This window comes from Glaciihabitans sp. GrIS 2.15 (genome assembly GCF_035984695.1).
GTDB lineage: Bacteria > Actinomycetota > Actinomycetes > Actinomycetales > Microbacteriaceae > Lacisediminihabitans.
Window position 1 is genome coordinate 1 of the sequence record NZ_JAXCHU010000002.1, and the last position, 21972, is coordinate 21972.

The window sequence follows — 21972 nt, forward strand, 5'->3', positions numbered from 1 at the left end:
CGAGGCCCGACGCTCAGTCCTGCCCGCGACCAACAATCCCACCTAAATCGAAATCAGGCAGCCACCCCGAGTCGGTCGGTGGATCGAGGCTAAGAGCGGCCTAGTCGCTGAGCTGCGCGGTCATCATGATCGAGACGAGCACACCTGGCAGTTCGACGCCCAGTTTGGCGACCGCCCGTGTGGGTTGCTCGGTGGGAAATTCGTCAGCGTATGCCTCGTTCATCCCCGTGAAGTCGCCGGGGTTGGTGAGAAGGACTGTGATCTGCACGATATCGTCGCGGATGCCGCCTCCTGCTTCGAGGACCGCTACGCAGTTGCGCACAGCTTGCCGGGTTTGTTCCTGGATTGTCGGGCCCGCCAACTCGGTGGTCGTTTGGTCGATGCCGATCATCCCGGAAACGTAAATCGTCGAACCGACCCTGATTCCTTGGCTGTAAAGCGACGAGGTCGGTGCGTTCGGCGTTGAGATGATCTGCTTCGTCATGCGCAGACTCTATCGCTCGCCTTGGACAAGTCGACTCGCTTCGGGACAACAAAGGAGCCCCTCACTGACCAAGCAAGGTATTTCTCTTCCCGAAGCCCCCGAATACGACCCGCGTTACAGCCAGGCGGTGAGGGCAGGTAATACGGTCTGCGTCGGCGGGACGATGGACGTGGATATGTAAACGGGTCAGTTCGCCGGCCGGCGCTTCTGGAGCAGGCACGTCAGTCTCTGCTGAATTGCCAATCGATCCTCCACGCAGCGGGAGCGGAGCTTGCGGAGACCGACATGGTTCACGTGTTGCTCTCTCGCTCCGACGACGCCCCGGGCTGTTAACTCCAATGGCCGTGATCGCCGTCATCGACTGAGATGCGGAGTCCTCCCATGACTCCTGCAATTTGGTCTGCTTAACCAGCGGACAGCTTCGCGGGCCTATCCATTTCTTTTCCTCTGCCCGGGCGGTAATCGCCGTTTGCTTCCGCGCTTTGCGTGCCGGGCTTTCGCGGCAGATCCCCTCCGTTCCGAAATCCGCTATGGACACGAGGAGGCAGGAAACCCCAGACCTCACCGCCCGGTCAAGCAGCCCGAAACAGGTCAGTCGCTGACGAAGCTCTTCTTCAGGAAGTCGGAGGTTGAACGATAGTCGAGGCGCTCGTAAAACCGCGCCGCATGGCTGCTCGCCACCGTGAGCTGACGCACGCCGCGCGAGCGGCATTCCTCTTCGATGGCCGAAACGAGCAGGCTGCCGAGGCCACGATCCCTGGCCGGCGTGTTTACGGCGAGCTCTTGGATCTGCGCAGAGTCACCATTCGTATAGAGCAATCGCTCGATCGTTGTATAGGCGTAACCCGACACGACACCGTCGAGATCAGCCACAAGAAGGACGTGCTCTCGGCTCGGCTGTACGGCATGAGCGAACGCCTCGGTGAAAGAATCACGATTGGGTTTCTCACCTATGCCGAGCTGCGCGACAAGAGCAAACACAGCATCGACATCGGCCGGAACCGCCAGTCGCACGCTTGTGGAGCTAACGGGCAAAATTTCCGCGGTAGTACTCATAAACCCACCCTACGAGACTGATGATCGTAAGGGCAGCACCGAAGAAGGCAATCCAGATACCGATTGCGATTCCCATGAACAGGAGAGCGCCCCCGGCTGCGAGCAGGATCGGCCACCAACTCCAAGGACTGAAAAACCCCTGCTCCGAATCGCCGTCATCAATATTTGCATCCAGTCGATCCTCGGGAAGCACTCCCCCGACTGACTTGCTCGTGCGGCCAAGGTAGAAGCCGACAAACGCCGAGAGGATTGCCGAAAGCCCGATTGTGACGGTACCCGCCCATTCGACCGGGGATCCCTGCCCCCTGCCTTCGGTCCCGGCGAGCTGGGTGACATATCCGTTGTTGTGCTGGGCGATGCTCCAGGTGACGTAGGCGATATCAACGATGACAAAAAAAGCAGAGAGGATCCAGAATATTCGAGCTTGGGCATTCATGCTCTATTTGACCTGTCCGTCCGCAACATCGTAGGTCGCGGCCTGCGGAGCGTCCTTGTATGCGCCCAAGCCGCCGATCCCGACCGGAATCCCGGCCTCAGGATGGTTCAGGTCGAAAGCCGGCGACTCGGAACGGATCCGCGGGATCGAGGTGAAATTATGCCGCGGTGGCGGGCAGGATGTCGCCCACTCGAGTGACCGCCCGTAGCCCCACGGGTCGTTGACCGTTACACGCGGTGCCGTCCGAGCCGTGACGTAGACGTTGAAGATGAACGGCAGCATCGAGACACCGAGGATCATAGCGCCGACTGTAGAGAGCTGATTCATCCAGGTAAAACCGTCCTGCGGCTGATAGCTGGCATAGCGACGGGGCATCCCCATGACCCCGAGCCAATGCTGCACAAGGAAGGTCATATGGAAACCGATGAACAGAAGCCAAAAGTGAATCTTGCCGAGCCGCTCGTTGAGCATTTTGCCCGTCCACTTGGGCCACCAGAAGTAGAACCCACTGAACATTGCGAAGACGACCGTGCCGAAGACAACATAGTGAAAATGCGCCACGACAAAGTAACTATCGGAGACATGGAAATCGAGCGGCGGTGACGCGAGGATGACCCCGGTAAGCCCCCCGAATACGAAGGTGATGAGGAATCCGATCGCCCACAGCATCGGCGTCTCAAAGGTTATCGACCCACGCCACATCGTGCCGACCCAGTTGAAGATCTTCACTCCGGTAGGAACCGCAATGAGCATCGACATGAGGGAGAAGAACGGAAGAAGCACCGATCCGGTGACATACATGTGATGGGCCCATACCGTGACGGACAGTGCCGCGATCGTGATGGTTGCATAGACCAGCGTTTTGTAGCCGAAAATTGGCTTGCGACTGAAGACGGGGATCACCTCGGAGATAATTCCGAAGAACGGCAGCGCAATGATGTAGACCTCCGGATGTCCGAAGAACCAGAACAGATGCTGCCAGAGAATGGCTCCACCAGCCTCAACGTTATAGAGGTGGGAGCCGAATACTCGGTCCGATCCCAACGCGAACAGCGCAGCGGCGAGCACCGGGAAAGCCATCAGGATCAGGATCGATGTGACGAGCGAATTCCAGACGAAGATCGGCATGCGGAACATGGTCATTCCGGGAGCACGCATCGTGACGATGGTTGTGATGAAGTTGACCGCACCGAGAATGGTGCCGAACCCGCTCAGCGCCAAGCCAAAGACCCAGAGATTTCCCCCGAGAGACGGGGAGAAGGTCGTGGTTGACAACGGGACGTAAGCGAACCACCCGAACGAGGCTGCACCCTGCGGGGTGAGGAATCCGGCGACAGCGATCAATGACCCGAAGCTGTAAAGCCAGTATGCGTAAGCGTTCAGGCGCGGGAATGCGACGTCCGGAGCTCCGATCTGAATCGGCATCAGGAAGTTTACGAAGCCTGCGAACAGCGGCGTGGCGAACATAAGCAACATGATCGTGCCGTGCATCGTGAACAGCTGGTTGTACTGATCCTTGGTCCCCACGATCTGAAGGCCAGGCTCGAACAGCTGGGCCCGAATGACAAGCGCCATCACTCCGCCGAGAAGGAAGTACAGGAACGAGGTGATCAGGTAGAGGTACCCAATCTTCTTATGATCTGTGGTGGTAATCCAGCCGACCAGCACGTTCCCCTTGGGGCCAACACTCGAGGTGGTGAATTGGCCCGCGGTGGTGGGTGCCCCGGTGGACGGTGGTGCAGAAATTGTCGCTGTGCTCATGGTGATCGCCCTAGTTCTTGGCTTGCGGTACTTTGTTGCTCGGCAGGTTGGTGTTTGTGTTGTACTCGGGGCCGAGAATGCCGGTCTGGCCCTTGTCAGCGAGGCTCTGGATGTAGGTGTCGAACTCCGGTTGGGTGACGACCTTTACCTGAAACAGCATGACGGAGTGGTAGTCCCCGCACAGCTCAGCACACTTTCCTTGAAAGGTTCCGAGCTTGGTCGGCGTGACGTACTCGTAGTTGTTCTTGCCGGGGATGTTGTCTTTCTTATACAGGAAGTCGATCACCCAGAACGAGTGGATCACATCCCGGCTCTCGATCTTGATCTGCACACTCTTGTTGATCGGCAGATACAGGGTAGGGATTTTGGCACGATCGACACTGCCGTCGCCGTTCTGAATCTGCTGTGCCTGAATCCCTGGGGAGTTGACCCCGTTGTTGCCCGGTCCGACTCCGGGATAGTTGAAGTCCCAGGCCCAGCGCTTGCCATAGACCTCGACTTTGACGTCGGGGTTTTTCACCACGTGCTCGATCGAATTCTGCTCTTTAGCGGTGAAAGCAAAGAAGCCGAGCACAAGGATCAGCGGGACGATCGTATAAAAGATCTCGATCGGCAGGTTGTAGCGAAGTTGCACCGGCAGACCGGTCTGGCCCTTGCGGCGACGATAGACGATCGCCGCCCAAATGATGAGTCCCCAAGTGATGATTCCCACTGCGAGCAGCACTATCCACGAGGTGACCCAGAGGCCGGTGATTCCATCGGTGTGTTTAGTCGCGCCCTCGGAACCCGCCGGAAGGAAACCCCGGAGCTGCTGCTGGCTGCAGCCGGCCAGAATGACGACGAGCGTGACAGCGATTGGAGCTACTGCCCATCGAAGACGGCGGTTGGAGCGCACCTGGAACCTCTCGGATGACACGGACTTGGGGACGACTTTTGGTTCGAACCCCAATTTATTTGGTAATTCGAGCCTACTCCGCAGGACGCGCGCTCCCCGACCGGAATGGCAACCGAAACGGTTAGTTCCCTGAAAGGGAGCGGCAAAAACGGGAACCGCCAGTGGCGATTCCCGTCTCTTGGCGTCGCGTGGGAACTTGCTGTTAGCTCGCGCACCACGCCTGCTAGCGACGCCCTAGTGGAAGCTGTCTCCACAGGCGCAACTTCCCGAGGCGTTGGGATTGTCGATGGTGAAGCCCTGCTTCTGGATGGTGTCTTCGAAGTCGATGGTCGCCCCATCGAGGTATGGCACGCTCATCTTGTCTACTACGACCTCAACACCGTCGAAGTCGACGGTGGCATCGCCGTCAAGCAGTCGCTCATCGAAGTAGAGCTGGTAGATCAGTCCGGAGCATCCGCCGGGCTGTACTGCGACGCGCAGTCGGAGGTCGTCGCGACCCTCCTGCTCGTAGAGGCTGCGCACCTTGGTTGCTGCAGTGTCGGTGAGACCGACACCGTGGGCGGCAGAGGTCTCGGTCGACGTGGCGTCAGTCACCGTGGCGTTAGTCAGCGTGGTGTCGGTCATGGCAACTCCTTAGGTTTACAAGTGCTCCTAAGAAGTCTAAGCACCGAAGGCTGCGGATTGTTCCCGTGACTCCTGCCATGGGTCAGACGCGTTCATTGAGACGAGCGAGCAGAACGGCCTCGGTGAGGATGGCGCGCTTGAACACACCGAGGTGCAGGGATTCGTTGGGGCTGTGCGCGCGGGAATCCGGATCCTCGACGCCAGTCACGAGGATCTGCGCAGCGGGGAACAGCTCGACGAGATCCGCGATAAACGGAATGGAACCACCAACTCCCATCTCAACAGCGTCCGCACCCCAGGCATCCGTCATCGACGTCTTCGCCTCGGCCACGGCCCAGCCACTCGTGTCGACGAGGAAGCCATTGCCGGTGTCGACGTCGTCGATTTCGATCCGGGCGCCGAAGGGCGCGTGGGCGCGGAGGTGAGTCTCGAGTGCGGCGAACGCTTCGGTGCCCTGCTGGCCGGGAGCGATGCGAGCGCTGATCTTGACGCTGATGGACGGAGCCAGGGTGTTTGATGCGTTGGCCACGCTCGGAGCATCGATGCCCGTGACGGTGATGGCCGGCTTCGACCAGATGCGGCTGAGGATGGTGCCCGTGCCGATCGGAGTTACTCCGGGCAAAAGTGCGGCTTCGCGGCGAAGTTGCTCCTCCGTGTGGTCCGGGGTCTCGGCGTCCCGCGAGACCAGTCCTTCGACAGCAACCGAGCCGTCGAGTCCGTGCAGAGTCGCGAGAAGACGGATGGTGGCGAGCATCGCATCCGGAACCGCTCCGCCGAACATGCCCGAGTGCGACGCATGCTCAAGGGTGGTCACGGTGAGGCGGAAAGTGACATTGCCGCGAAGGCCAACGGTAAGGGCAGGAGTGGTGATGTTCCAGTTATCGGAGTCGGCGACAACAATCACGTCCGCGGCGAGCTCCGCCTGATGCGCCGTGAGGAAGTTGGTGAACGATCGCGAGCCGAACTCCTCCTCCCCCTCGATGAAGAGCGCGAGTCCCAGGTCGAAGTCCTCCCCTACGGTCTCGACGAAGGCGCGGATGGCGGCGACGTGGGCGAGTACCCCTGCCTTGTCATCCGCGGCACCGCGCCCGTACAGGCGGTCGCCGCGAACGGTGGGCTCGAACGGCGAGGAGTCCCAGTCCTCATCCTTTCCGGGCGGCTGCACGTCGTGATGCGCATAGAGCAGGATGGTCGGCCGACCGTTACGAGCGGCGCGCGTGGCGAGCACGGCAGGCTGGCCGAGCGGGGCATCCGCGCCGCTGCCGATGGGAGCGCGGGCTACCTGCACCGTCTCGAAGACACCGAGACCGGTGACGAGGGCTGCTACGGCATCCGCGCTGTCGCTCACATGCTGCGGATCGAACGCCGCCCAGGAAACCGACGGAATGCGTACCAGTCTCGACAGGTCGGCGACAGCCACGGGAAAGCCGCCTGCGACCGAGTCGCGAAGAGCCTGCAGGAGTTCTGGACGTGTGGGTGCTGGAGAAGACATGAAGGTAATCTTAACGAGACATAGATCGGTAGGAATCCTCGTGGCTAAGCTCAATAGTTCGAATAAGGCCGACCCCGCGGCCGAGTACGACCTCAACACCGACAGCATCTCGAGCAGCAAAGGTCGCGCAACCCCGACTCGCAAGGAGCGCGAAGCCGCAAACCTGCGACCGCTCGTCTCCAGTGACCGCAAGGCCGGCAACAAGGCATCCCGGGCCAGGATAAATGAGGCCCGCGAGAAGGCCAGAGTCGGCATGGCGAATGGCGACGAGAAATTCTTACCGATCAGGGACAAGGGTGCGCAGCGTCGCTACATCCGGGATTACACGGATGCGCGGTGGAGTGTCGGCGAGGCTATTCTCCCGGTCATGTTCCTGGTGATCATCCTCACCTTCGCTTTCGAAAGAAACACGGCGGTGAGCAGCATCGCAATATTCGTGCTGTGGGGATTCTTCCTCATAGCCGTGATCGATTGCATCATTGCAGGGCTGCTCATCCAGAGGAAATTGGCCGCGAAGTTCGGTGCAGAAAAAGTGCAGAAGGGAAACCGCTGGTACACCGCCATGCGCACCCTGCAGTTGCGCCCGATGCGGCTACCGAAGCCGCAGGTGAAGCGTGGTGCCTTCCCGGCCTAGTCCTGCCCCGCAATCCTCCCGGCGGGTGCACGACCTCCCGGCGGGGGTTGTAACCCCATCCGCGAGGTCCTGAGCCCGCCACGGGCGGACGTATCCCCCGCCAAGGAGATCGTCAGCGGCGGAGTTCCGCCAAGCCACGGTTGACGGAGCGTGCCCACAGCGGTCCGCGGTACAGGAACGCCGTGTAGCCCTGCACCAGGGTTGCTCCGGCGGCCAGTCGCTCGGCGACGTCGGCGGCAGTGTCGACTCCCCCGACGGAAATCACGCAAAAGTCCACCGGAACTGCGGCGCGGATGATGCGCAGGATGGCCAGCGACCGCGCGGCGAGCGGAGCGCCGGAGAGGCCCCCGGCTCCGGCAGCCTCGACGATCGCGGCATCCGTCACAAGGCCCTCTCGTGACAGGGTCGTGTTGGTGGCGATGATGCCCGCCAGCCCGAGTTCCACTGCGAGTTCAGCGATGCGCCGCACCTGGTCGTCGGTGAGGTCGGGGGCGATCTTCACCAGTACGGGAGTGTCTGCCGCCGCGTCGTTCACCGCGGTGAGCAGCGGGGTGAGCTTGTCGAGCTCCTGCAGTCCCCGAAGGCCGGGAGTGTTGGGGGAACTCACGTTGACGGCGAGATAGTCGCTCACCGGAGCGAGCAAGCGTGCGCTCACGAGATAGTCGGCAATCGCGTCATCCACCTCGACTGCGCGGCTCTTGCCAATGTTCGCACCGATGATGGGGCGGATGCCGCGGGCGAGCTCTCGAGCGAACCGAGGTGCAGCATCCGCCGCTCCCCGATTGTTGAATCCCATGCGGTTGATCACTGCGCTGTCCGCAACGAGGCGGAAGAGCCGAGGGCTCGGATTACCCGGCTGGGCGATTGCCGTGATGGTGCCGACTTCGACGTGACCGAATCCGAGCTGGCCGAGTCCCCGGATGGCACGGCCATCCTTGTCGAAACCGGCCGCGACGCCAAATGGCGAGGCGAACCGCAGGCCGAGGGTGTCGACCGCGAGGGACGGATCCGGTCGGCTGAGTCGGCGCAGGATGGCGCCGACCCCGATGCGAGGGAGCCAGCGGATTACGTCGAACGCGAGGTGGTGGGCGGTCTCCGGTTCGAGCCGGGTGAGGAACAGCCTGAAAAGTATTCGATACATGCCACCTTCAGGTTACTGGCCCGCCAGCACACTCAGGCCCGTCAGCGCTCTCAGTTCTCGGTGACTTCTGCCGACGCGTCGTGCTCAACGCGTAGCAGGGTGATGGCGGCCTCGAAATCCTCGAGTGAGTCGAAGCCCTGGTACACGCTGGCGAAGCGCAGGTAGGCGACCTCGTCGAGTTCGCGCAGCGGGGGCAGGATCGCAAGACCGATGTCGTTTGCATCCACCTGAGAGGCACCCGTCGCCCGGATCGTCTCCTCCACCCGCTGGGCGAGCATTGCGAGGTCGGTATCGGTGACCGGTCGTCCCTGGCAGGCCTTTCGCACTCCGGAGACGATCTTCTCGCGGCTGAAGGGCTGCACTACGCCGCTGCGCTTGACGACGTTGAGACTCGCTGTCTCGGTCGTGGAGAAGCGCCGCCCGCAGTCCGGACACTGGCGACGGCGACGGATGGACATGCCGTCGTCGCTGGTGCGCGAGTCGATGACGCGTGAATCGGGATACCTGCAGAAGGGGCAGAACATGGTGGTGTCAGGATACCGTGCGCAGCCTTATCCGAGCGGCAGCCTAGTTCGCCGAGAACCGTGCGGTTATCGCCGCCGCGTGAGCGGGAAGGTCTTCGGCGGTGGCGAGCGCAACGACCTTGTCTTCCACCGCCTTGAGGGCATCGCGATCGTAGCGAATGACCTGCTGTGGCCGGAGGAAGGTGTGCGCCCCCAGGCCCGGAGTGAACCGTGCCTGCCCACCGGTCGGCAGCACATGGTTCGAGCCCGCCAGGTAGTCACCGAGGCTCACGGGAGAGTGCGGGCCGAGGAAGATCGCTCCGGCACTCTCGATGAGATCGAGCACGTCCCCCGGGTCGGCGGTCTGGATCTCGAGGTGCTCTGGACCGTAGACGTTGCTGAAGGCCGCCGCCGCCGCCATGTCATCGACCAGCACGAGGGCTGACTGGATGCCTCGGAGCGAGATGTCGACGCGGGCGCTGTGCGGGGTGAGGACTACAAGCCGGGCGAGCTCAGCCTGCACGCTGTCGGCCAGGTCCGCGGAGTCGGTGACGAGCACTGCGGCGGCGAGTTCGTCGTGTTCGGCTTGGCTGATGAGATCCGTCGCGATGAGAAAGGGATCGGCCGTGGCATCCGCGATCACGAGGATCTCGGTGGGACCGGCTTCGGCGTCGATTCCGACCTGCCCGCGCACGATTCGCTTGGCGGCCGCGACGTAAACGTTGCCGGGTCCGGTGATCACCTGCACTGGATCGAGGCTCAGCCCCGGCACGCCCCAGGCGAAGGCACCGATTGCACCGGCACCGCCCATCGCGTAGACCTCATCGATGCCGAGAAGTCCGGCGGCTCCCAAGATGGCGGGGTGGATGCTTCCGTCGAACTGCCGTTGCGCCGGGGAGGCCAGCGCCACCGACGAAACACCGGCGACCTGCGCTGGCACGACGTTCATCACCACGCTCGACAGATAAGCGGCCTTGCCACCGGGCACATAGAGGCCAGCACGAGCGACCGGGCTCCAGCGCTGGATCACCTCTGCGCCCGGCCCGAAAGTGGTGATGCGTGACGTGGGCAGCTGGGCTTCGGAGGTTGCGCGCACTCGTGCGATCGCTTCCTCGAGCGCATCACGAATCGGCACGCTGAGAGCGCGGACGGCGGCCGCGACATCCGCGACATCTAGCCGCACGCGCGGCGGGCGCACCCCGTCGAGACGTTCGGCCTGGTCGAGCAGTGCAGCTTCACCGCGCTCTCGCACGTCGCTGATGAGCTCCCGGGCGATCTCAGTCGCAGCCGAGACATCCGTCAGCGATCGCGGAACCAGGGCGAGGAGTTCGGCGCGGCTAGGCTTGAGGTCTCGAAGGTCAATCGTCTTGATCATGGCCACGTAAGCCTAGGGGAAACACTCTGTGTGCTGAGCGAGAGCCCGCCGGCCTCGCCAGAGGAATAATCACTGCTGACAGGAAATTGATACACCGGTATGGATGAGACAGCGCCCGTGATCGCTTCGGGAGAACCGGACGGCAATGCGGCATTCAAGCACGCCTTCCGTCGGCACGCCGCCGGAGTGGTGGTGATCACCGCGCTGACCCCGGAGGGAAAGCCGGTCGGGTTCACCGCGACATCCCTCGCCTCGCTTGCTGCGGTCCCTCCTCTCGCGACTTTCAACATGGCGAAGGTCGCCAGCGCCTGGCCCGCCATCGCTGGAACGGATTGGGTGGCAATCCAGACCATGGGCGCGCGAACCCGTCACCTCGCCGAACGGATGTCCGGCGATCACGACCTGCGCTTTACGGGCGACCACTGGGCGCCCGGCCCGCACGGCCTGCCGATCCTCGAGGGAGTCACCTCCTGGATGGTGGGGCGCATCGTCGAACGCTTCCCGGTGGCACACAATGCCGTGATCGTGGTGCAGATCGAAGAGGGAGCACTCGGCGAGCCGGATGACGCCCTGCTGTACCACGAGCGCACCTACCTGAAGCCGGGCGACGTCGTCTAATCGACTCGGTCTGGCTGGTCCGATTGACTCGGTCGGCTAGGACAGCCTGCTCGGGCCGGCCGGTCGGCCGGCGCCGGTCCGGCTCAGGCTCGGGCTCAGGTCCGGCATCCGCGTCCTGCCGGTTCGAAATGCAGGACGTGACGTGACAGATGTGGTTGGTGTGGCCCATGCGTCACTCCAGTCACACTGCTTCCTGCATTTCGTACACGGATCCGCAGCGCATACGGATCGGAGCGGCACACGGGTGTGGTGGCGCCGGGACTTTCGGTTCTGACGCGCCGTTCCACGTTCCCGAAGTGACCAGGAAGATTCCCTCCCGATCCACTGAAAGATTCCCTGTCCACGATGACGCGCCCGCGATCGGCCTCGGCCAACCACGACGATTTCGACTGCAACTCCGCGGGATTCAACACCTTTCCCCACACCGTCAACCTGAGCGATCGGGCAAAGAGATGCACCCCGCCGACCGCTTCGCGCCATCGACACTGAGCGCGACCAAGACCGTCTGTTTCGGTCGCGCCAATTTCCCCTTCACCATGCCCACGATCATGCAGACGGATGCCACGACACCCTCTGCCGGCTTCGATCCCCCCGCGACATCGAGCCGCAACCCCCGCGCAGTTATTCATCCCGGTCCGGCATCCGCTCGACTCCGGCCCGCTCGGCCCGCTCGATTCCGCTGCGGCATCCGCGCCCTGTCTCGGCCGGTTCGAAATGCAGGACGGGACGTGACGGATGTGGTTGGTGTGCCCCATCCGTCACTCCAGTAACTTTGCGTCCTGCATTTCGAACGCGGATCGGTAGCGCTCACAGAGAGCCACAACAAGGAACTGCAGAAGGACCCGAGGCGCACGGGGATCGGGCAGCGGCGGGACTTTCTCCACGGGTATCTGACACGCCTTCCGCGCGCCTGTTGGTACCGGAATGAACCCAACCCGCAGAGGAATCGCCGACTACGACGACGCACCCGCCCTGCATGTTGAGTCGTTCTCGGTTCACAGCTTCAGGGCTGACGCCGCGGAACGGACGCTCAGACCACGCAGTTCGGACCGAGGAGCGACTTGAGTTCGCCGTACAGATCGGCGTTGACCGAGACCGGGAACGGGATCTCGAACACGCGGGCGGTCTCCCCCTTGACGAGCTTGAGCCGCACTTCGGTGTCTCCCGAATGCCGGATCAGCACGTCATTGAGCTGCGTCACCACATCCGTCGTCGCCCGAAACTCCGGCATCGAGATGGTGAGCGGCCCTGAGCCGAGGCTTTGGCCGAGATCGGGGGTGAACATGCTCGAGGCATGCAGGTTCATGCCGTCGTCCCGCATGCTCACGCGGCCGCGCACCACCACGATCGCGTCGTTCGTGAGGGCGGGCGAGAACTCCTGGTAGGCCTTGCCGAGGAACATCACGGTGATCTCCCCCGCGAAGTCCTCCACGGTGATGAGTCCGTATTGGTTGCCGGAATTGCGCGCCGTTCGGTGCTGCACTGACGTGATGAGGCCGGCGATCGTCACATGCTCTCCGTCGCCGGCGACCTCGCCGCCAAGCACCTCGGTGATGCTGTTGCCGGCGTGCTTGGCAAGCTGCAGTTCGAGCCCGGCAAGCGGATGATCGGACACATAGAGCCCGAGCATCTCACGCTCGAAAGCGAGCTTGTCGCGCTTCGACCACTCCGGACGGTCGGGAACCTGGTTGACGGCCTGCGGCTCGTCCCAGAGGCTGTCGAAGTCGAAACCGACCTGGCCGTTCGCTTCGGCGCGCTTGTCGCTCACTGCCGAGTCGATCGCATCCTCGTGGATCTCCAGCAGTGCCCGGCGGGTTGCCCTGGTCGAATCGAACGCGCCCGACTTGATGAGCGACTCGACGGTACGTTTATTCGCTACCTGGATCGGCACCTTGCGCAGAAAGTCGTGGAACGACTCGAAGCGGCCCTTCTCGTCCCGAGACTTAGCGATCGCCTCGACAACGTTAGATCCGACGTTGCGAATCGCACCGAGACCGAAGCGGATGTCGCCGATACCGACCTCGCTCGGAACGGCGGTGAAGTCCCCGCTCGACTCGTTCACGTCCGGAGCCAGTACCCGGATGCCCATCCGGCGACACTCGCTCAGGTACATCCCGAGCTTGTCTTTGGAGTCTCCGACGCTCGTCAGGAGCGCCGCCATGTACTCGGCGGGATGGTTCGCCTTGAGGTAGGCGGTCCAGTAGCTCAGAACGCCGTAGCCAGCGCTGTGAGCCTTATTGAAGGCATAGTCGGCGAAGGGCATGAGGGTGTCCCAGAGCACTTTGACCGCCTGCGCGCTGTAGCCGTTGCCGGTCATCCCGGCCTCGAAGTTGGCGTACTGCTTGTCGAGCTCTGATTTCTTCTTCTTTCCCATCGCCCGCCGCAGCACGTCGGCTTGGCCGAGCGTGAATCCGGCCACCTTCTGCGCGACGGACATCACCTGCTCCTGGTAGACGATGAGCCCATAGGTGATGCCGAGACTCTCGCGCAACGGCTCCGCGAGCTCCGGATGGATCGCGTCGATCGTCTGCAGCCCGTTCTTTCGCAGGGCATAGTTCGTGTGCGAGTTCATGCCCATCGGGCCCGGGCGATAAAGCGCGATGACGGCGGAGATGTCCTCGAAGTTGGTGGGCTTGAGCTGCTTGAGGAGCGAACGCATCGGTCCACCATCCAGCTGGAACACGCCGAGAGTGTCTCCCCTGGCCAACAGGTCGTAGGTCTTCTGGTCGGCGTCGAGGTCAAGGTCTTCGATCACGAGCTTTCCGCCCGTATTCTTCTCGATCATCCGCAGCGCGTCCTCGATCACCGTGAGGTTTCGCAGTCCGAGGAAGTCCATCTTGATGAGGCCAAGAGACTCCAGCGGTGGCTGGTCGAACTGCGTGATGATCGCGCCGTCGTCTTCGCGCTTCATAATCGGAAGCACGTCGATGAGTGGCTCTGCCGAGAGAATCACGCCCGCAGCGTGCACTCCCCACTGCCGCTTGAGGTTCTCGATGCCTTGCGCGGTCTCAAAGACCGTCGCGGCATCCCGATCCGTCTCGAGCACCGCACGGAAGTCCGCGGCCTCCTTCCAGCGCGGGGAGGCCTTGTCAAGCACCTCGCTCAGGGTGATGTCCTTGCCCATGATTGTCGGCGGCATCGCTTTGGTGAGCTTCTCGCCCACCGAGTAGGGCATCCCCAGCACGCGGGCCGAGTCCTTCAGCGCCTGCTTCGCCTTGATCGTGCCATAGGTCACGATCTGGGCGACCCTGTCGTCCCCGTATTTTTCGGTGACATAGCGGATAACCTCGCCGCGTCGCCGATCGTCGAAGTCGACGTCGACATCGGGCATTGACACGCGCTCGGGATTCAGAAAACGCTCGAAGATGAGGCCGTGCGCCAGCGGATCGAGTTCGGTGATGCCCATGGCATACGAGGCCATCGAACCGGCGGCCGATCCTCGACCCGGCCCGACACGAATACCCTGTGCCTTCGCCCAGGTGATGAAGTCCGCGACGACGAGGAAGTAGCCGGGGAATCCCATCTGCTTGATGACGTCGACCTCGTACTTCGCCTGCGCGAGGTGCGCCTCGGATGGGGCGTTGTGGAAGCGCCGGAGCATGCCGGCGTTCACCTCCTTCTCGAACCAGGTGGCCTCCGTCTCGCCTTCGGGCACCGGGAAGCGCGGCATGAGATTGCGGTGTTCGAAGGATACGTCGCAGCGCTCAGCGATCAGCAGGGTGTTGTCGCAGGCCTCGGGATGATCGCTGAACAGATGCCGCATCTCCGCGGCCGATTTGAGATAGAACTCGTTCGAGTCGAACTTGAACCGGTTGGGATCATCGAGCGTGGAAGCGGACTGCACGCAGAGAAGGGCCGCGTGGGCAGTCGAGTCGTGGGCGTGCGTGTAGTGCAGGTCGTTCGTGGCGAGGAGCGGCAGATTGAGGTCTTTGGCGAGCCGGAGCAGGTCTTCCATCGTTCGGCGTTCGATATCGATGCCGTGATCCATGACCTCGGCGAAGAAGTTGCCCTCACCGAAGATGTCCCGGAAGTCGGCGGCGGCCCTTCGTGCTTCCTCGTACTGGCCGAGACGCAGTCGGGTCTGCACTTCGCCACCCACGCAGCCGGTCGTGGCGATGATCCCCGCGCCGTAACGGCTGAGCAGCTCTCGATCCATGCGGGGCTTGAAGTAGTACCCCTCGATCGATGCAAGAGATGAAAGGCGAAAAAGGTTGTGCATGCCCTCGTTGTTTTCCGAGAGCAGTGTCATATGGGTATAAGAACCGGAGCCGCCGACGTCATCCTGGTTCTGGTGGTTTGCGCCCCACTTCACCCTCGTGCGATCCTGTCGCGCAGTGCCAGGGGTGATGTACGCCTCGGTACCGATGATCGGCTTCACTCCGTTGGCGGTGGCCTGCTTCCAGAAGTCGTAGGCACCAAACATGTTGCCATGGTCGGTCATCGCGATCGCCGGCATCTCCTGCTCTGCCGCGGCCTTCATCAGCGGGCCGATCCTGGCAGCGCCATCGAGCATCGAGTATTCGCTGTGCACGTGCAGATGCACGAATGAATCGTTGCTGTCAGGCAATTCGTCCCTCTGGTTCACGGGTGGCGGGGATCCAGCTTAAGCCTCGGTCAGTCCCCGCGGAGCACGTCGAGTGCGTGTTGCAGGTCGGCGGGATATTCGCTGGTGAAGAGCACCCGTTCCTGCGTTCCCGGGTGCGTAAACCCGAGCTGTTTGGCGTGTAGCCACTGCCGGGTGAGACCGAGCCGTGCCGAGATTGTGGGGTCCGCTCCATACATCGCGTCGCCAACACAAGGATGCCGCTGGGCGGCCATATGCACTCTGATCTGGTGCGTGCGGCCAGTCTCGAGGTGCACCTCGAGCAGTGAGGCGCTGGGAAACGCCTCGAGTGTCTCGTAGTGGGTCACCGAATTCTTACCGTCGGAGGTCACCGCGAACTTCCAGCTCGACGACGGATGACGCCCAATCGGCGCGTCGATCGTGCCGGACAGCGGATCCGGATGCCCCTGCACGACCGCGTGATAGATCTTGTCGACCTCGCGATCGTGAAACTGTCGCTTGAGTTCCGTATAGGCGCGCTCGCTTTTCGCCACGACCATCAGCCCGCTCGTGCCGGCATCGAGGCGATGCACGATACCGGCCCGCTCTGACGCCCCCGACGTGGAGACGCGGAATCCCGCACCCGCAAGAGCCCCGAGCACGGTCGGCCCGGTCCAACCGACCGAGGGGTGAGCAGCCACTCCCACCGGTTTGTCGACCACCACGATGTCGTCATCGTCGTAGACGATGCCAAGATCGGGCACGATAACCGGCTCGATCGACGGGGCGACCTTAGGCTGCCAGGTTACCTCGAGCCAGCTCTCGGAACGCAGCCGATCCGACTTGCCGAGTGTCAGCCCGTCGACGACCACTCCCCCCGCTTCGGCCACCTCGGCGGCAAAACTGCGGGAGAAGCCCATGAGCTTCGCAAGGGCCGCGTCGACGCGCTCCCCAGCAAGCCCGTCCGGAACCGGGAGGCTACGCGATTCCATTTACGTGCCTACTTATTGTCGGTGCTGCTGATCGGGCGTTCCGTCTCGGTGGGAACATCGCCCCTTGCCGCAGCGTGGCGCTCGGACGTTCGGCGGCCGTCGAGCCCGATTCCGCGGACCGATAGCAGGATAAACAGCCCCATGCTCGCGACGATGAATGAGTCGGCGATATTGAAGATGGCGGGGAAACCTTGCACCTGGATGAAGTCGATGACGTGTCCGACCCCGAAGCCAGGCTCCCGGAACAGACGATCTGTGAGGTTTCCGGTGGTGCCGCCCAGCAACATCCCGAACAGCACTGCCCAAGCCACCGAACGGATGCGGCGAGCGAAACCGATGATGAAGATGGTGACCGCGCTGGCCGCGATAGAGAAGATCCAGGTTGACCCGCTCGCAATGGAAAAGGCCGCACCAGAATTCTTGACGAAATGAAACTGGAGAAGTTGTCCGATTGCCTTGACCTGCTCGCCCTCCGACAGATTACTAACGATGAAAAATTTAGTGGCCTGATCGAGAAGATAAACAACGACCGCAACGAGAGCCAGCGCGATCAGCGCCCTGACGCTAACCGTCGAGCCGCTGCCCTTCGACGCGGGGGCATTCGCCTGCGGCTCAGTTACCGCCAAAACCCTTGAAGGTGGCCGACGGCGGCGTCGGGACGCCGTCCGAACCCCCGAGGTCGTATGACCCGCTGGTTGCTGGCACGCTCTCAAACGGGGATGCAGCGGCAGGAGCGGCGGAGACCGGCGCTGAAGTCTCGCGGGAAGCAGGAGCGGGCTCCGTAGCGTCAAGCTCCTTGAGCTGACCCTCAATGTATCCCTTGAGCTTCTGGCGGTATTCGCGTTCGAACGTACGCAGGTCGTCGATCTGGTGCTCGATCGTCGTCTTCTGGCTCTCGAGGGCGGCCTTCTCACTGTCGAGTTGGGATATTTGCGAGCGCTGGGAGGCCTCGGCCTCGCTCACGACGCGCGCAGCCGTGGCGTGCCCCTCGGCGATGAGCGCGTCGCGCTTCTCGATGCCCTCTCGCACATGCTCCTCATGAAGCTTGCGCGCGAGCTGCAGCAGGTTATTGGTGCTGCCGGAATCGATCGCATTCTGGTCAGACGACGGATAGGCAATCGGAGCCGGCACCGGGGCGGGGACTGGTTCGACGGGAGCAGCGACAGGGGTTTCGCCGAATCGGGGCAGCGCCTGCGCGGCGAGCTGTCCCTGCTCTGCAGGGACGTGGGCCGGAGGTGCCTCAGTCAGAGCAGAGGGCTGCGCGGCACTGCGCTGAAGCTCGCTGATACGAGACTCGCCCGCGACAAGGCGCTGGCGAAGTTCTTCGTTCTCCTGGTTGAGACGACGGAGCTCCACAACGACTTCGTCCAGGAAATCATCGACCTCATCCTGGTCGTATCCTTCGCGGAACTTGGTCGGCTGGAATCGCTTGTTGACTACATCTTCAGGCGTAAGAGCCATGGGTGCCACCTCAAAAAATTCATCTGGTACAGCGCTAATTACAGTTAGCTAACGCTAGCAAACTGGCGGCCCCATCGGGACAGGAGACCACGTGGTATTCGACCACGCTCCCAGAGTACACAGGGAGACCCGCGCTTGCCGGTAAACGGCGCGCCGTAGCCCGACCGAGCGCCACCAGAAAAGTTAGACGCTGAGCGCGGATGCGACCGACAGCAGGATGAGCGTGACGATCATGACGATGCTCCACGCGAAATCCAGTGCGAAGCCACCGATACGAATGGTGGGGATCACTCGCCGCACGAGTCTGATCGGTGGATCACTCAGAGCGAAAACGAACTCGGAGACCACCAGCCCGAAACCGCGCGGACGCCATCCTCGCGAAAAATTGCCTACGAGATCAAGGATGAAGCGCCCCCAGAGCACGAAGAAATACAGCAACAACAGGAAGTACGCGATGCTAGCCGGGATGGCGAAGGGGTTCGGGGTCACTTTGTCAGACTAGGCCGAGGAGGATGCAGTGAAATACCGAGACAGTGTTGGGCACTGCGCACTGAGGGGGAATTGACAGGACTGGACAGAACTATTCAGGACAGAACTATTCAGGACAGAACTATTCAGGACAGAACTATTCAGGACAGAACTATTCAGGACAGAACTATTCAGGACAGAACTATTCAGGACTGGGCAAAGAACGAGGCATCGACGTCTGAGTCCACTCCGGCCTGGTCACCACTCACGGCGACGTGCGCCGGAGACAGCAGGAAGACCTTGCTCGTTACGCGCTCGATCTTGCCGTAGAGGCCCTGAGAAAGTCCACTCGCGAAGTCGATGAGACGACGTGCGTCCGGCTCGCTCATCTGGGAGAGGTTGATGATCACGGGGATACCATCCCTAAACGCCTCGGCGATGGCCTGAGCATCCTTGTACTGGCGAGGGTGGACTGTGAGAATCTCGTTCATATCGGCGTGGGAGGCATTCTTCTGCGATGGTGCACGGCGGAGTGGAGTGACGGGAGCACGGGTGCCAGTTACCTGTGGCGCGAGGTGGGACTCACGTGGCTCGCGGGCGACAGGTGCCGGTGCGGCGGGAGCGGCATCCTCGTAGTCGAACTCCTCATCGGCGAGGCCAAGGTAGACCATGGTCTTGCGAAGTGGGTTAGCCATTACGTGCCTCCTGTGATGGAACTGATGGATTCAGATTAACCGGGTGTTGGGCGGTTTCCCGTGATTGCGGAACCAATCCGCAGGTGTGTCGCGCCCTCGAGAATGGCCTCGCGGTAGTCGCCCGACATTCCGGTGGAGATGTAGTGCGCGCCGGGCGCGAGCCGCTGCATCCGCTCGGAGGCCTCGCGCACCCGCACGAACGCGGGACGAGGCTCTTCGCCCACCGGGGCGACCGCCATCACGCCGAGCAGTTCGAGCCCCGGTGTCGCGAGCACCAGCTCCGTGGTGCGCTCGAGTTCAGCGGGCTGCACACCCCCGCGGCCCGGGTCGTCGGTGAGATTGAGCTGTACGAAGCACTCGATTGTCGTGCCGTCGCTGCTGCCGAGGGCTTCGATGACGGATGCGCGGTCGAGCGAATGCACCGAGTGCGCGTACGCCCGCACCTGCTTTGCCTTCTTGCTCTGGAGTTGGCCGATGAAGTTCCAGCCCACATCGAGGTCGGCGAGTTCCGCTGCCTTGGCCTGGGCCTCCTGGTGGCGATTCTCTCCGACCTCTCGCACGCCGAGGGCGTAGAGCTCTCGAACGAGGGATGCCGGATAGAACTTGGTCACGACGATCATCGTGATGTCGTCCACCCCGCGCCCCGCCTCCGCCGCTGCCGCCACTACGCCCGCGCGAACCTCTTCCAGGCGTTCGGCGAGGGAGGGGCTACTTGAGGAAATCGGGAACATCCAGATCATCATCGCCGTCATCGAAGACCGGGTCCTTTGCAGCGGTCGGCACCTCGGACTCGGCAGCCCAGTTGGGCACGCTGCTCGTCTCGGGTTCGACGACACCGGTGGCGGCGGTAGCGGCGAATGCGGCAACCGGTGCAGTGACATCCCCGGTAGCGCCCCGACGGTCGTCCTTCTTGACGACCGGTTCGCCACCGTCGAACCCCGCGGCGATTACCGTAACGCGAACCTCGTCACCAAGCGTGTCATCGATGACGGCACCGAAGATGATATTCGCTTCAGGATGCACGGCCTCCTGCACGAGCCGCGCGGCGTCGTTGATCTCGAAGATTCCCAGGTTGGAACCGCCCTGGATCGAGAGCAGCACTCCGTGCGCTCCATCGATGGATGCTTCGAGCAGCGGGCTCGCAACGGCGAGCTCCGCGGCCTTGATCGCCCGGTCGGCACCGCGACTGGAGCCGATGCCCATGAGGGCAGATCCAGCTCCCTGCATCACTGACTTCACATCGGCGAAGTCGAGATTGATCAGGCCAGGGGTCGTGATCAGGTCGGTAATACCCTGCACGCCCGCCAGAAGCACCTGGTCGGCTGTTGCGAAAGCCTCGAGAAACGAGATGCCACGGTCACTGATTTCGAGGAGACGATCATTGGGCACGACGATGAGAGTGTCGACCTCGCTCTTCAGGGCGGAAATCCCCACGTCGGCCTGCGCGGCGCGACGTTTGCCTTCGAATCCGAACGGCCGCGTGACGACTCCGATGGTCAGCGCACCGATCGATTTCGCGATCCGCGCGACGACGGGCGCACCACCGGTACCGGTTCCACCACCCTCTCCCGCGGTAACAAACACCATGTCAGCGCCGGCGAGTGCCTCCTCAATTTCCTCGGCGTGATCCTCCGCCGCGCGACGACCGACTTCGGGATCTGCTCCGGCCCCGAGTCCGCGAGTCAGCTCGCGGCCGACGTCGAGCTTGACGTCGGCGTCGCTCATCAACAGGGCCTGGGCATCGGTATTGATCGCGATGAATTCGACACCTCGCAGACCGAGTTCGATCATTCGGTTGACGGCGTTGACTCCGCCGCCGCCTATGCCGACGACCTTGATCACGGCAAGGTAGTTTTGGTTCGTTGTCACGTCCGGCCTCCGGTAGGAACTTTCAACCTTTACCTGAGCGTTAAAGTTATGCCCGGTATAGGTTTCTTGTCTCGAAGTTAAGGGGCCGGGCACCCTGCCGCCGAGAGGCCGTCCAGCGTGTCGCCAAGTCACCCATCAGATTGGTCTCAGTTGCCGGCGAGCACCGGATGATTTGGTGCCGACACGTCGTACTTCATCGTCGTGCCGCCCACGGCGATGACCGCCGCGAGAACTTTGGCCTTGAGTGCTGACTGTTCCACACTTCCCCAGACCACCGACTGGCCGCCTGTCAGAGTCAGTGTCACGTCATCCGAGGTCTGGGCGGTGACAGTGTCAATCCTTTTGAGGAGAGTGGACGGCAGCGCGAGCAGCACTCCGACTGATGCCGTGAAGGCCGGACTGCCCCTGGTCGCCGCCCCGAGTTCTATCAGGGGAAGGCCCGGTTGGCGTTCTGCCCCGCTCTCAATCACGATGCCAGCCGGGTCGACAACAGAGAAGCCGCTCGACGTCGCGAGAGTAGCGATCGGCGCTCGTTCCGCGATCCGGATGATCAGCGTGTCGGGAGGTACCGTCTCGGTGACGAAGCTGCGGATTAAAGGGAACTTGCTGATCGATCGGGTGATCGCATCAAAGTCGACGAGTGCGAGCGGCCGACCGAGCTGTCCGTCTACGGCAGCGCGCACGCTCGCCGAGCTCACCCGCGACGCACCCTCGACCTGGATGATTTTGAGCGAGAGCAGAGGCGAATAGACCGCTCCTGTGACGAAACCGACCACAAACAGAACGGACACCGCGCTGACGATCCAGGTGATCCGCCGACGGCGGGAGCGTCGCGTGAATCGTCGCGCTTCCCCGCGTTCATAGGCTCGGCGGGCCTTCTCGGCGCGCTTCAGGTCGTGTCGGGCCACCGCATCCAACGGACGTT

22 protein-coding genes are annotated in these 21972 nt (G+C 62.5%); 3 read left to right on the forward strand and 19 right to left on the reverse strand.

Annotated elements, in window-relative coordinates; genetic code table 11:
• Positions 1–100 precede the first annotated feature (100 nt).
• The 7 genes from RCH11_RS02425 to RCH11_RS02455 all read right to left on the reverse strand — a co-directional run bounded on the left by RCH11_RS02425 (position 101) and on the right by RCH11_RS02455 (position 6748).
• Positions 101–484 (reverse strand): RidA family protein, encoded by a 384-nt coding sequence (locus RCH11_RS02425; RefSeq protein ID WP_327055400.1) that lies wholly within the window; start codon positions 482–484, stop codon positions 101–103.
• A 591-nt stretch (positions 485–1075) separates the two neighbouring features.
• Complete coding sequence (locus RCH11_RS02430; RefSeq protein ID WP_327055401.1) at positions 1076–1540, reverse strand: GNAT family N-acetyltransferase; 465 nt, start codon at positions 1538–1540, stop codon at positions 1076–1078.
• Positions 1509–1976 (reverse strand): cytochrome c oxidase subunit 4, encoded by a 468-nt coding sequence (locus tag RCH11_RS02435; protein ID WP_327055402.1) that lies wholly within the window; start codon positions 1974–1976, stop codon positions 1509–1511. Before RCH11_RS02435 ends, RCH11_RS02430 begins: the two co-directional genes overlap by 32 nt.
• 3 nt (positions 1977–1979) lie before the next feature.
• A complete protein-coding gene (gene ctaD, locus RCH11_RS02440; RefSeq protein ID WP_327055403.1) occupies positions 1980–3737 on the reverse strand; it encodes an aa3-type cytochrome oxidase subunit I in 1758 nt (585 codons plus the stop codon).
• Between the two features lie 10 nt (positions 3738–3747).
• Entirely contained in the window at positions 3748–4632 is an 885-nt protein-coding gene (gene ctaC / locus RCH11_RS02445; protein WP_442788999.1) for an aa3-type cytochrome oxidase subunit II, read from the reverse strand.
• 234 nt (positions 4633–4866) lie between these two features.
• Entirely contained in the window at positions 4867–5256 is a 390-nt protein-coding gene (gene erpA, locus RCH11_RS02450) for an iron-sulfur cluster insertion protein ErpA (RefSeq protein ID WP_327055405.1), read from the reverse strand.
• Positions 5257–5338: 82 nt separating this feature from the next.
• The gene (locus tag RCH11_RS02455) at positions 5339–6748 is read right to left on the reverse strand and encodes a dipeptidase (protein WP_327055406.1); all 1410 of its coding nucleotides are present in this window, start codon (positions 6746–6748) and stop codon (positions 5339–5341) included.
• Between the two features lie 40 nt (positions 6749–6788).
• Here RCH11_RS02455 and RCH11_RS02460 point away from each other — a divergent pair, with 40 nt between their 5' ends.
• Complete coding sequence (locus RCH11_RS02460; protein ID WP_327055407.1) at positions 6789–7382, forward strand: DUF3043 domain-containing protein; 594 nt, start codon at positions 6789–6791, stop codon at positions 7380–7382.
• Between the two features lie 112 nt (positions 7383–7494).
• Here the strand turns inward: RCH11_RS02460 and RCH11_RS02465 are convergent, their stop codons facing one another.
• The 3 genes from RCH11_RS02465 to hisD are packed head-to-tail and all read right to left on the reverse strand — an operon-like array spanning position 7495 to position 10401.
• Complete coding sequence (locus RCH11_RS02465; protein WP_327055408.1) at positions 7495–8523, reverse strand: quinone-dependent dihydroorotate dehydrogenase; 1029 nt, start codon at positions 8521–8523, stop codon at positions 7495–7497.
• Between the two features lie 50 nt (positions 8524–8573).
• Positions 8574–9047 carry a transcriptional regulator NrdR gene (nrdR, locus tag RCH11_RS02470; protein ID WP_327055409.1) on the reverse strand — a complete coding sequence of 158 codons (474 nt, stop codon included), beginning with the start codon at positions 9045–9047 and terminating at the stop codon, positions 8574–8576.
• Positions 9048–9090: 43 nt separating this feature from the next.
• Positions 9091–10401 carry a histidinol dehydrogenase gene (gene hisD, locus RCH11_RS02475; protein WP_327055410.1) on the reverse strand — a complete coding sequence of 437 codons (1311 nt, stop codon included), beginning with the start codon at positions 10399–10401 and terminating at the stop codon, positions 9091–9093.
• Between the two features lie 99 nt (positions 10402–10500).
• Between hisD and RCH11_RS02480 the strand changes: the two genes are divergently transcribed.
• Both RCH11_RS02480 and RCH11_RS02485 read left to right on the forward strand, forming a co-directional pair.
• Positions 10501–11019, forward strand: a complete 519-nt coding sequence (locus tag RCH11_RS02480; protein WP_327055411.1) for a flavin reductase family protein — start codon at positions 10501–10503, stop codon at positions 11017–11019.
• Between the two features lie 452 nt (positions 11020–11471).
• Positions 11472–11789: a hypothetical protein gene (locus tag RCH11_RS02485; protein ID WP_327055412.1), complete on the forward strand. Its 318-nt coding sequence runs from the start codon at positions 11472–11474 to the stop codon at positions 11787–11789.
• 260 nt (positions 11790–12049) lie between these two features.
• On the opposite strand, the gene dnaE is transcribed toward RCH11_RS02485, so the two are convergent.
• The 9 genes from dnaE to RCH11_RS02530 form a co-directional block, all read right to left on the reverse strand.
• The gene (gene dnaE, locus RCH11_RS02490) at positions 12050–15562 is read right to left on the reverse strand and encodes a DNA polymerase III subunit alpha (protein ID WP_442788989.1); all 3513 of its coding nucleotides are present in this window, start codon (positions 15560–15562) and stop codon (positions 12050–12052) included.
• A 71-nt stretch (positions 15563–15633) separates the two neighbouring features.
• Positions 15634–16554 (reverse strand): RluA family pseudouridine synthase, encoded by a 921-nt coding sequence (locus RCH11_RS02495; protein WP_327055414.1) that lies wholly within the window; start codon positions 16552–16554, stop codon positions 15634–15636.
• A gap of 8 nt (positions 16555–16562) precedes the next feature.
• Entirely contained in the window at positions 16563–17180 is a 618-nt protein-coding gene (lspA, locus tag RCH11_RS02500) for a signal peptidase II (protein WP_327055415.1), read from the reverse strand.
• Positions 17167–18015: a DivIVA domain-containing protein gene (locus RCH11_RS02505; RefSeq protein WP_327055416.1), complete on the reverse strand. Its 849-nt coding sequence runs from the start codon at positions 18013–18015 to the stop codon at positions 17167–17169. The genes lspA and RCH11_RS02505 overlap by 14 nt, the downstream gene beginning before the upstream one ends.
• Positions 18016–18198: 183 nt before the next feature.
• Positions 18199–18504 carry a YggT family protein gene (locus RCH11_RS02510; RefSeq protein ID WP_327055417.1) on the reverse strand — a complete coding sequence of 102 codons (306 nt, stop codon included), beginning with the start codon at positions 18502–18504 and terminating at the stop codon, positions 18199–18201.
• Between the two features lie 185 nt (positions 18505–18689).
• Complete coding sequence (locus tag RCH11_RS02515) at positions 18690–19178, reverse strand: cell division protein SepF (protein WP_327055418.1); 489 nt, start codon at positions 19176–19178, stop codon at positions 18690–18692.
• A gap of 35 nt (positions 19179–19213) precedes the next feature.
• A complete protein-coding gene (locus RCH11_RS02520) occupies positions 19214–19909 on the reverse strand; it encodes a YggS family pyridoxal phosphate-dependent enzyme (protein WP_327055419.1) in 696 nt (231 codons plus the stop codon).
• Positions 19887–21047 (reverse strand): cell division protein FtsZ, encoded by a 1161-nt coding sequence (ftsZ, locus tag RCH11_RS02525; RefSeq protein WP_327055420.1) that lies wholly within the window; start codon positions 21045–21047, stop codon positions 19887–19889. The genes RCH11_RS02520 and ftsZ overlap by 23 nt, the downstream gene beginning before the upstream one ends.
• 146 nt (positions 21048–21193) lie before the next feature.
• Positions 21194–21955 (reverse strand): FtsQ-type POTRA domain-containing protein, encoded by a 762-nt coding sequence (locus RCH11_RS02530; RefSeq protein ID WP_327055421.1) that lies wholly within the window; start codon positions 21953–21955, stop codon positions 21194–21196.
• Positions 21956–21972 lie beyond the last annotated feature (17 nt).

What these genes read in the sequence shown, in the direction of transcription:
- RCH11_RS02425 (WP_327055400.1), bottom strand. Translation starts at nt 484, where the DNA reads ATGACGAAGCAGATCATCTCAACGCCGAACGCACCGACCTCGTCGCTT.
- RCH11_RS02430 (WP_327055401.1), bottom strand. Translation starts at nt 1,540, where the DNA reads ATGAGTACTACCGCGGAAATTTTGCCCGTTAGCTCCACAAGCGTGCGA.
- RCH11_RS02435 (WP_327055402.1), bottom strand. Translation starts at nt 1,976, where the DNA reads ATGAATGCCCAAGCTCGAATATTCTGGATCCTCTCTGCTTTTTTTGTC.
- ctaD (WP_327055403.1), bottom strand. Translation starts at nt 3,737, where the DNA reads ATGAGCACAGCGACAATTTCTGCACCACCGTCCACCGGGGCACCCACC.
- erpA (WP_327055405.1), bottom strand. Translation starts at nt 5,256, where the DNA reads ATGACCGACACCACGCTGACTAACGCCACGGTGACTGACGCCACGTCG.
- RCH11_RS02455 (WP_327055406.1), bottom strand. Translation starts at nt 6,748, where the DNA reads ATGTCTTCTCCAGCACCCACACGTCCAGAACTCCTGCAGGCTCTTCGC.
- RCH11_RS02465 (WP_327055408.1), bottom strand. Translation starts at nt 8,523, where the DNA reads ATGTATCGAATACTTTTCAGGCTGTTCCTCACCCGGCTCGAACCGGAG.
- nrdR (WP_327055409.1), bottom strand. Translation starts at nt 9,047, where the DNA reads ATGTTCTGCCCCTTCTGCAGGTATCCCGATTCACGCGTCATCGACTCG.
- hisD (WP_327055410.1), bottom strand. Translation starts at nt 10,401, where the DNA reads ATGATCAAGACGATTGACCTTCGAGACCTCAAGCCTAGCCGCGCCGAA.
- RCH11_RS02480 (WP_327055411.1), top strand. Translation starts at nt 10,501, where the DNA reads ATGGATGAGACAGCGCCCGTGATCGCTTCGGGAGAACCGGACGGCAAT.
- RCH11_RS02485 (WP_327055412.1), top strand. Translation starts at nt 11,472, where the DNA reads ATGCACCCCGCCGACCGCTTCGCGCCATCGACACTGAGCGCGACCAAG.
- RCH11_RS02495 (WP_327055414.1), bottom strand. Translation starts at nt 16,554, where the DNA reads ATGGAATCGCGTAGCCTCCCGGTTCCGGACGGGCTTGCTGGGGAGCGC.
- RCH11_RS02505 (WP_327055416.1), bottom strand. Translation starts at nt 18,015, where the DNA reads ATGGCTCTTACGCCTGAAGATGTAGTCAACAAGCGATTCCAGCCGACC.
- RCH11_RS02515 (WP_327055418.1), bottom strand. Translation starts at nt 19,178, where the DNA reads ATGGCTAACCCACTTCGCAAGACCATGGTCTACCTTGGCCTCGCCGAT.
- RCH11_RS02520 (WP_327055419.1), bottom strand. Translation starts at nt 19,909, where the DNA reads ATGTTCCCGATTTCCTCAAGTAGCCCCTCCCTCGCCGAACGCCTGGAA.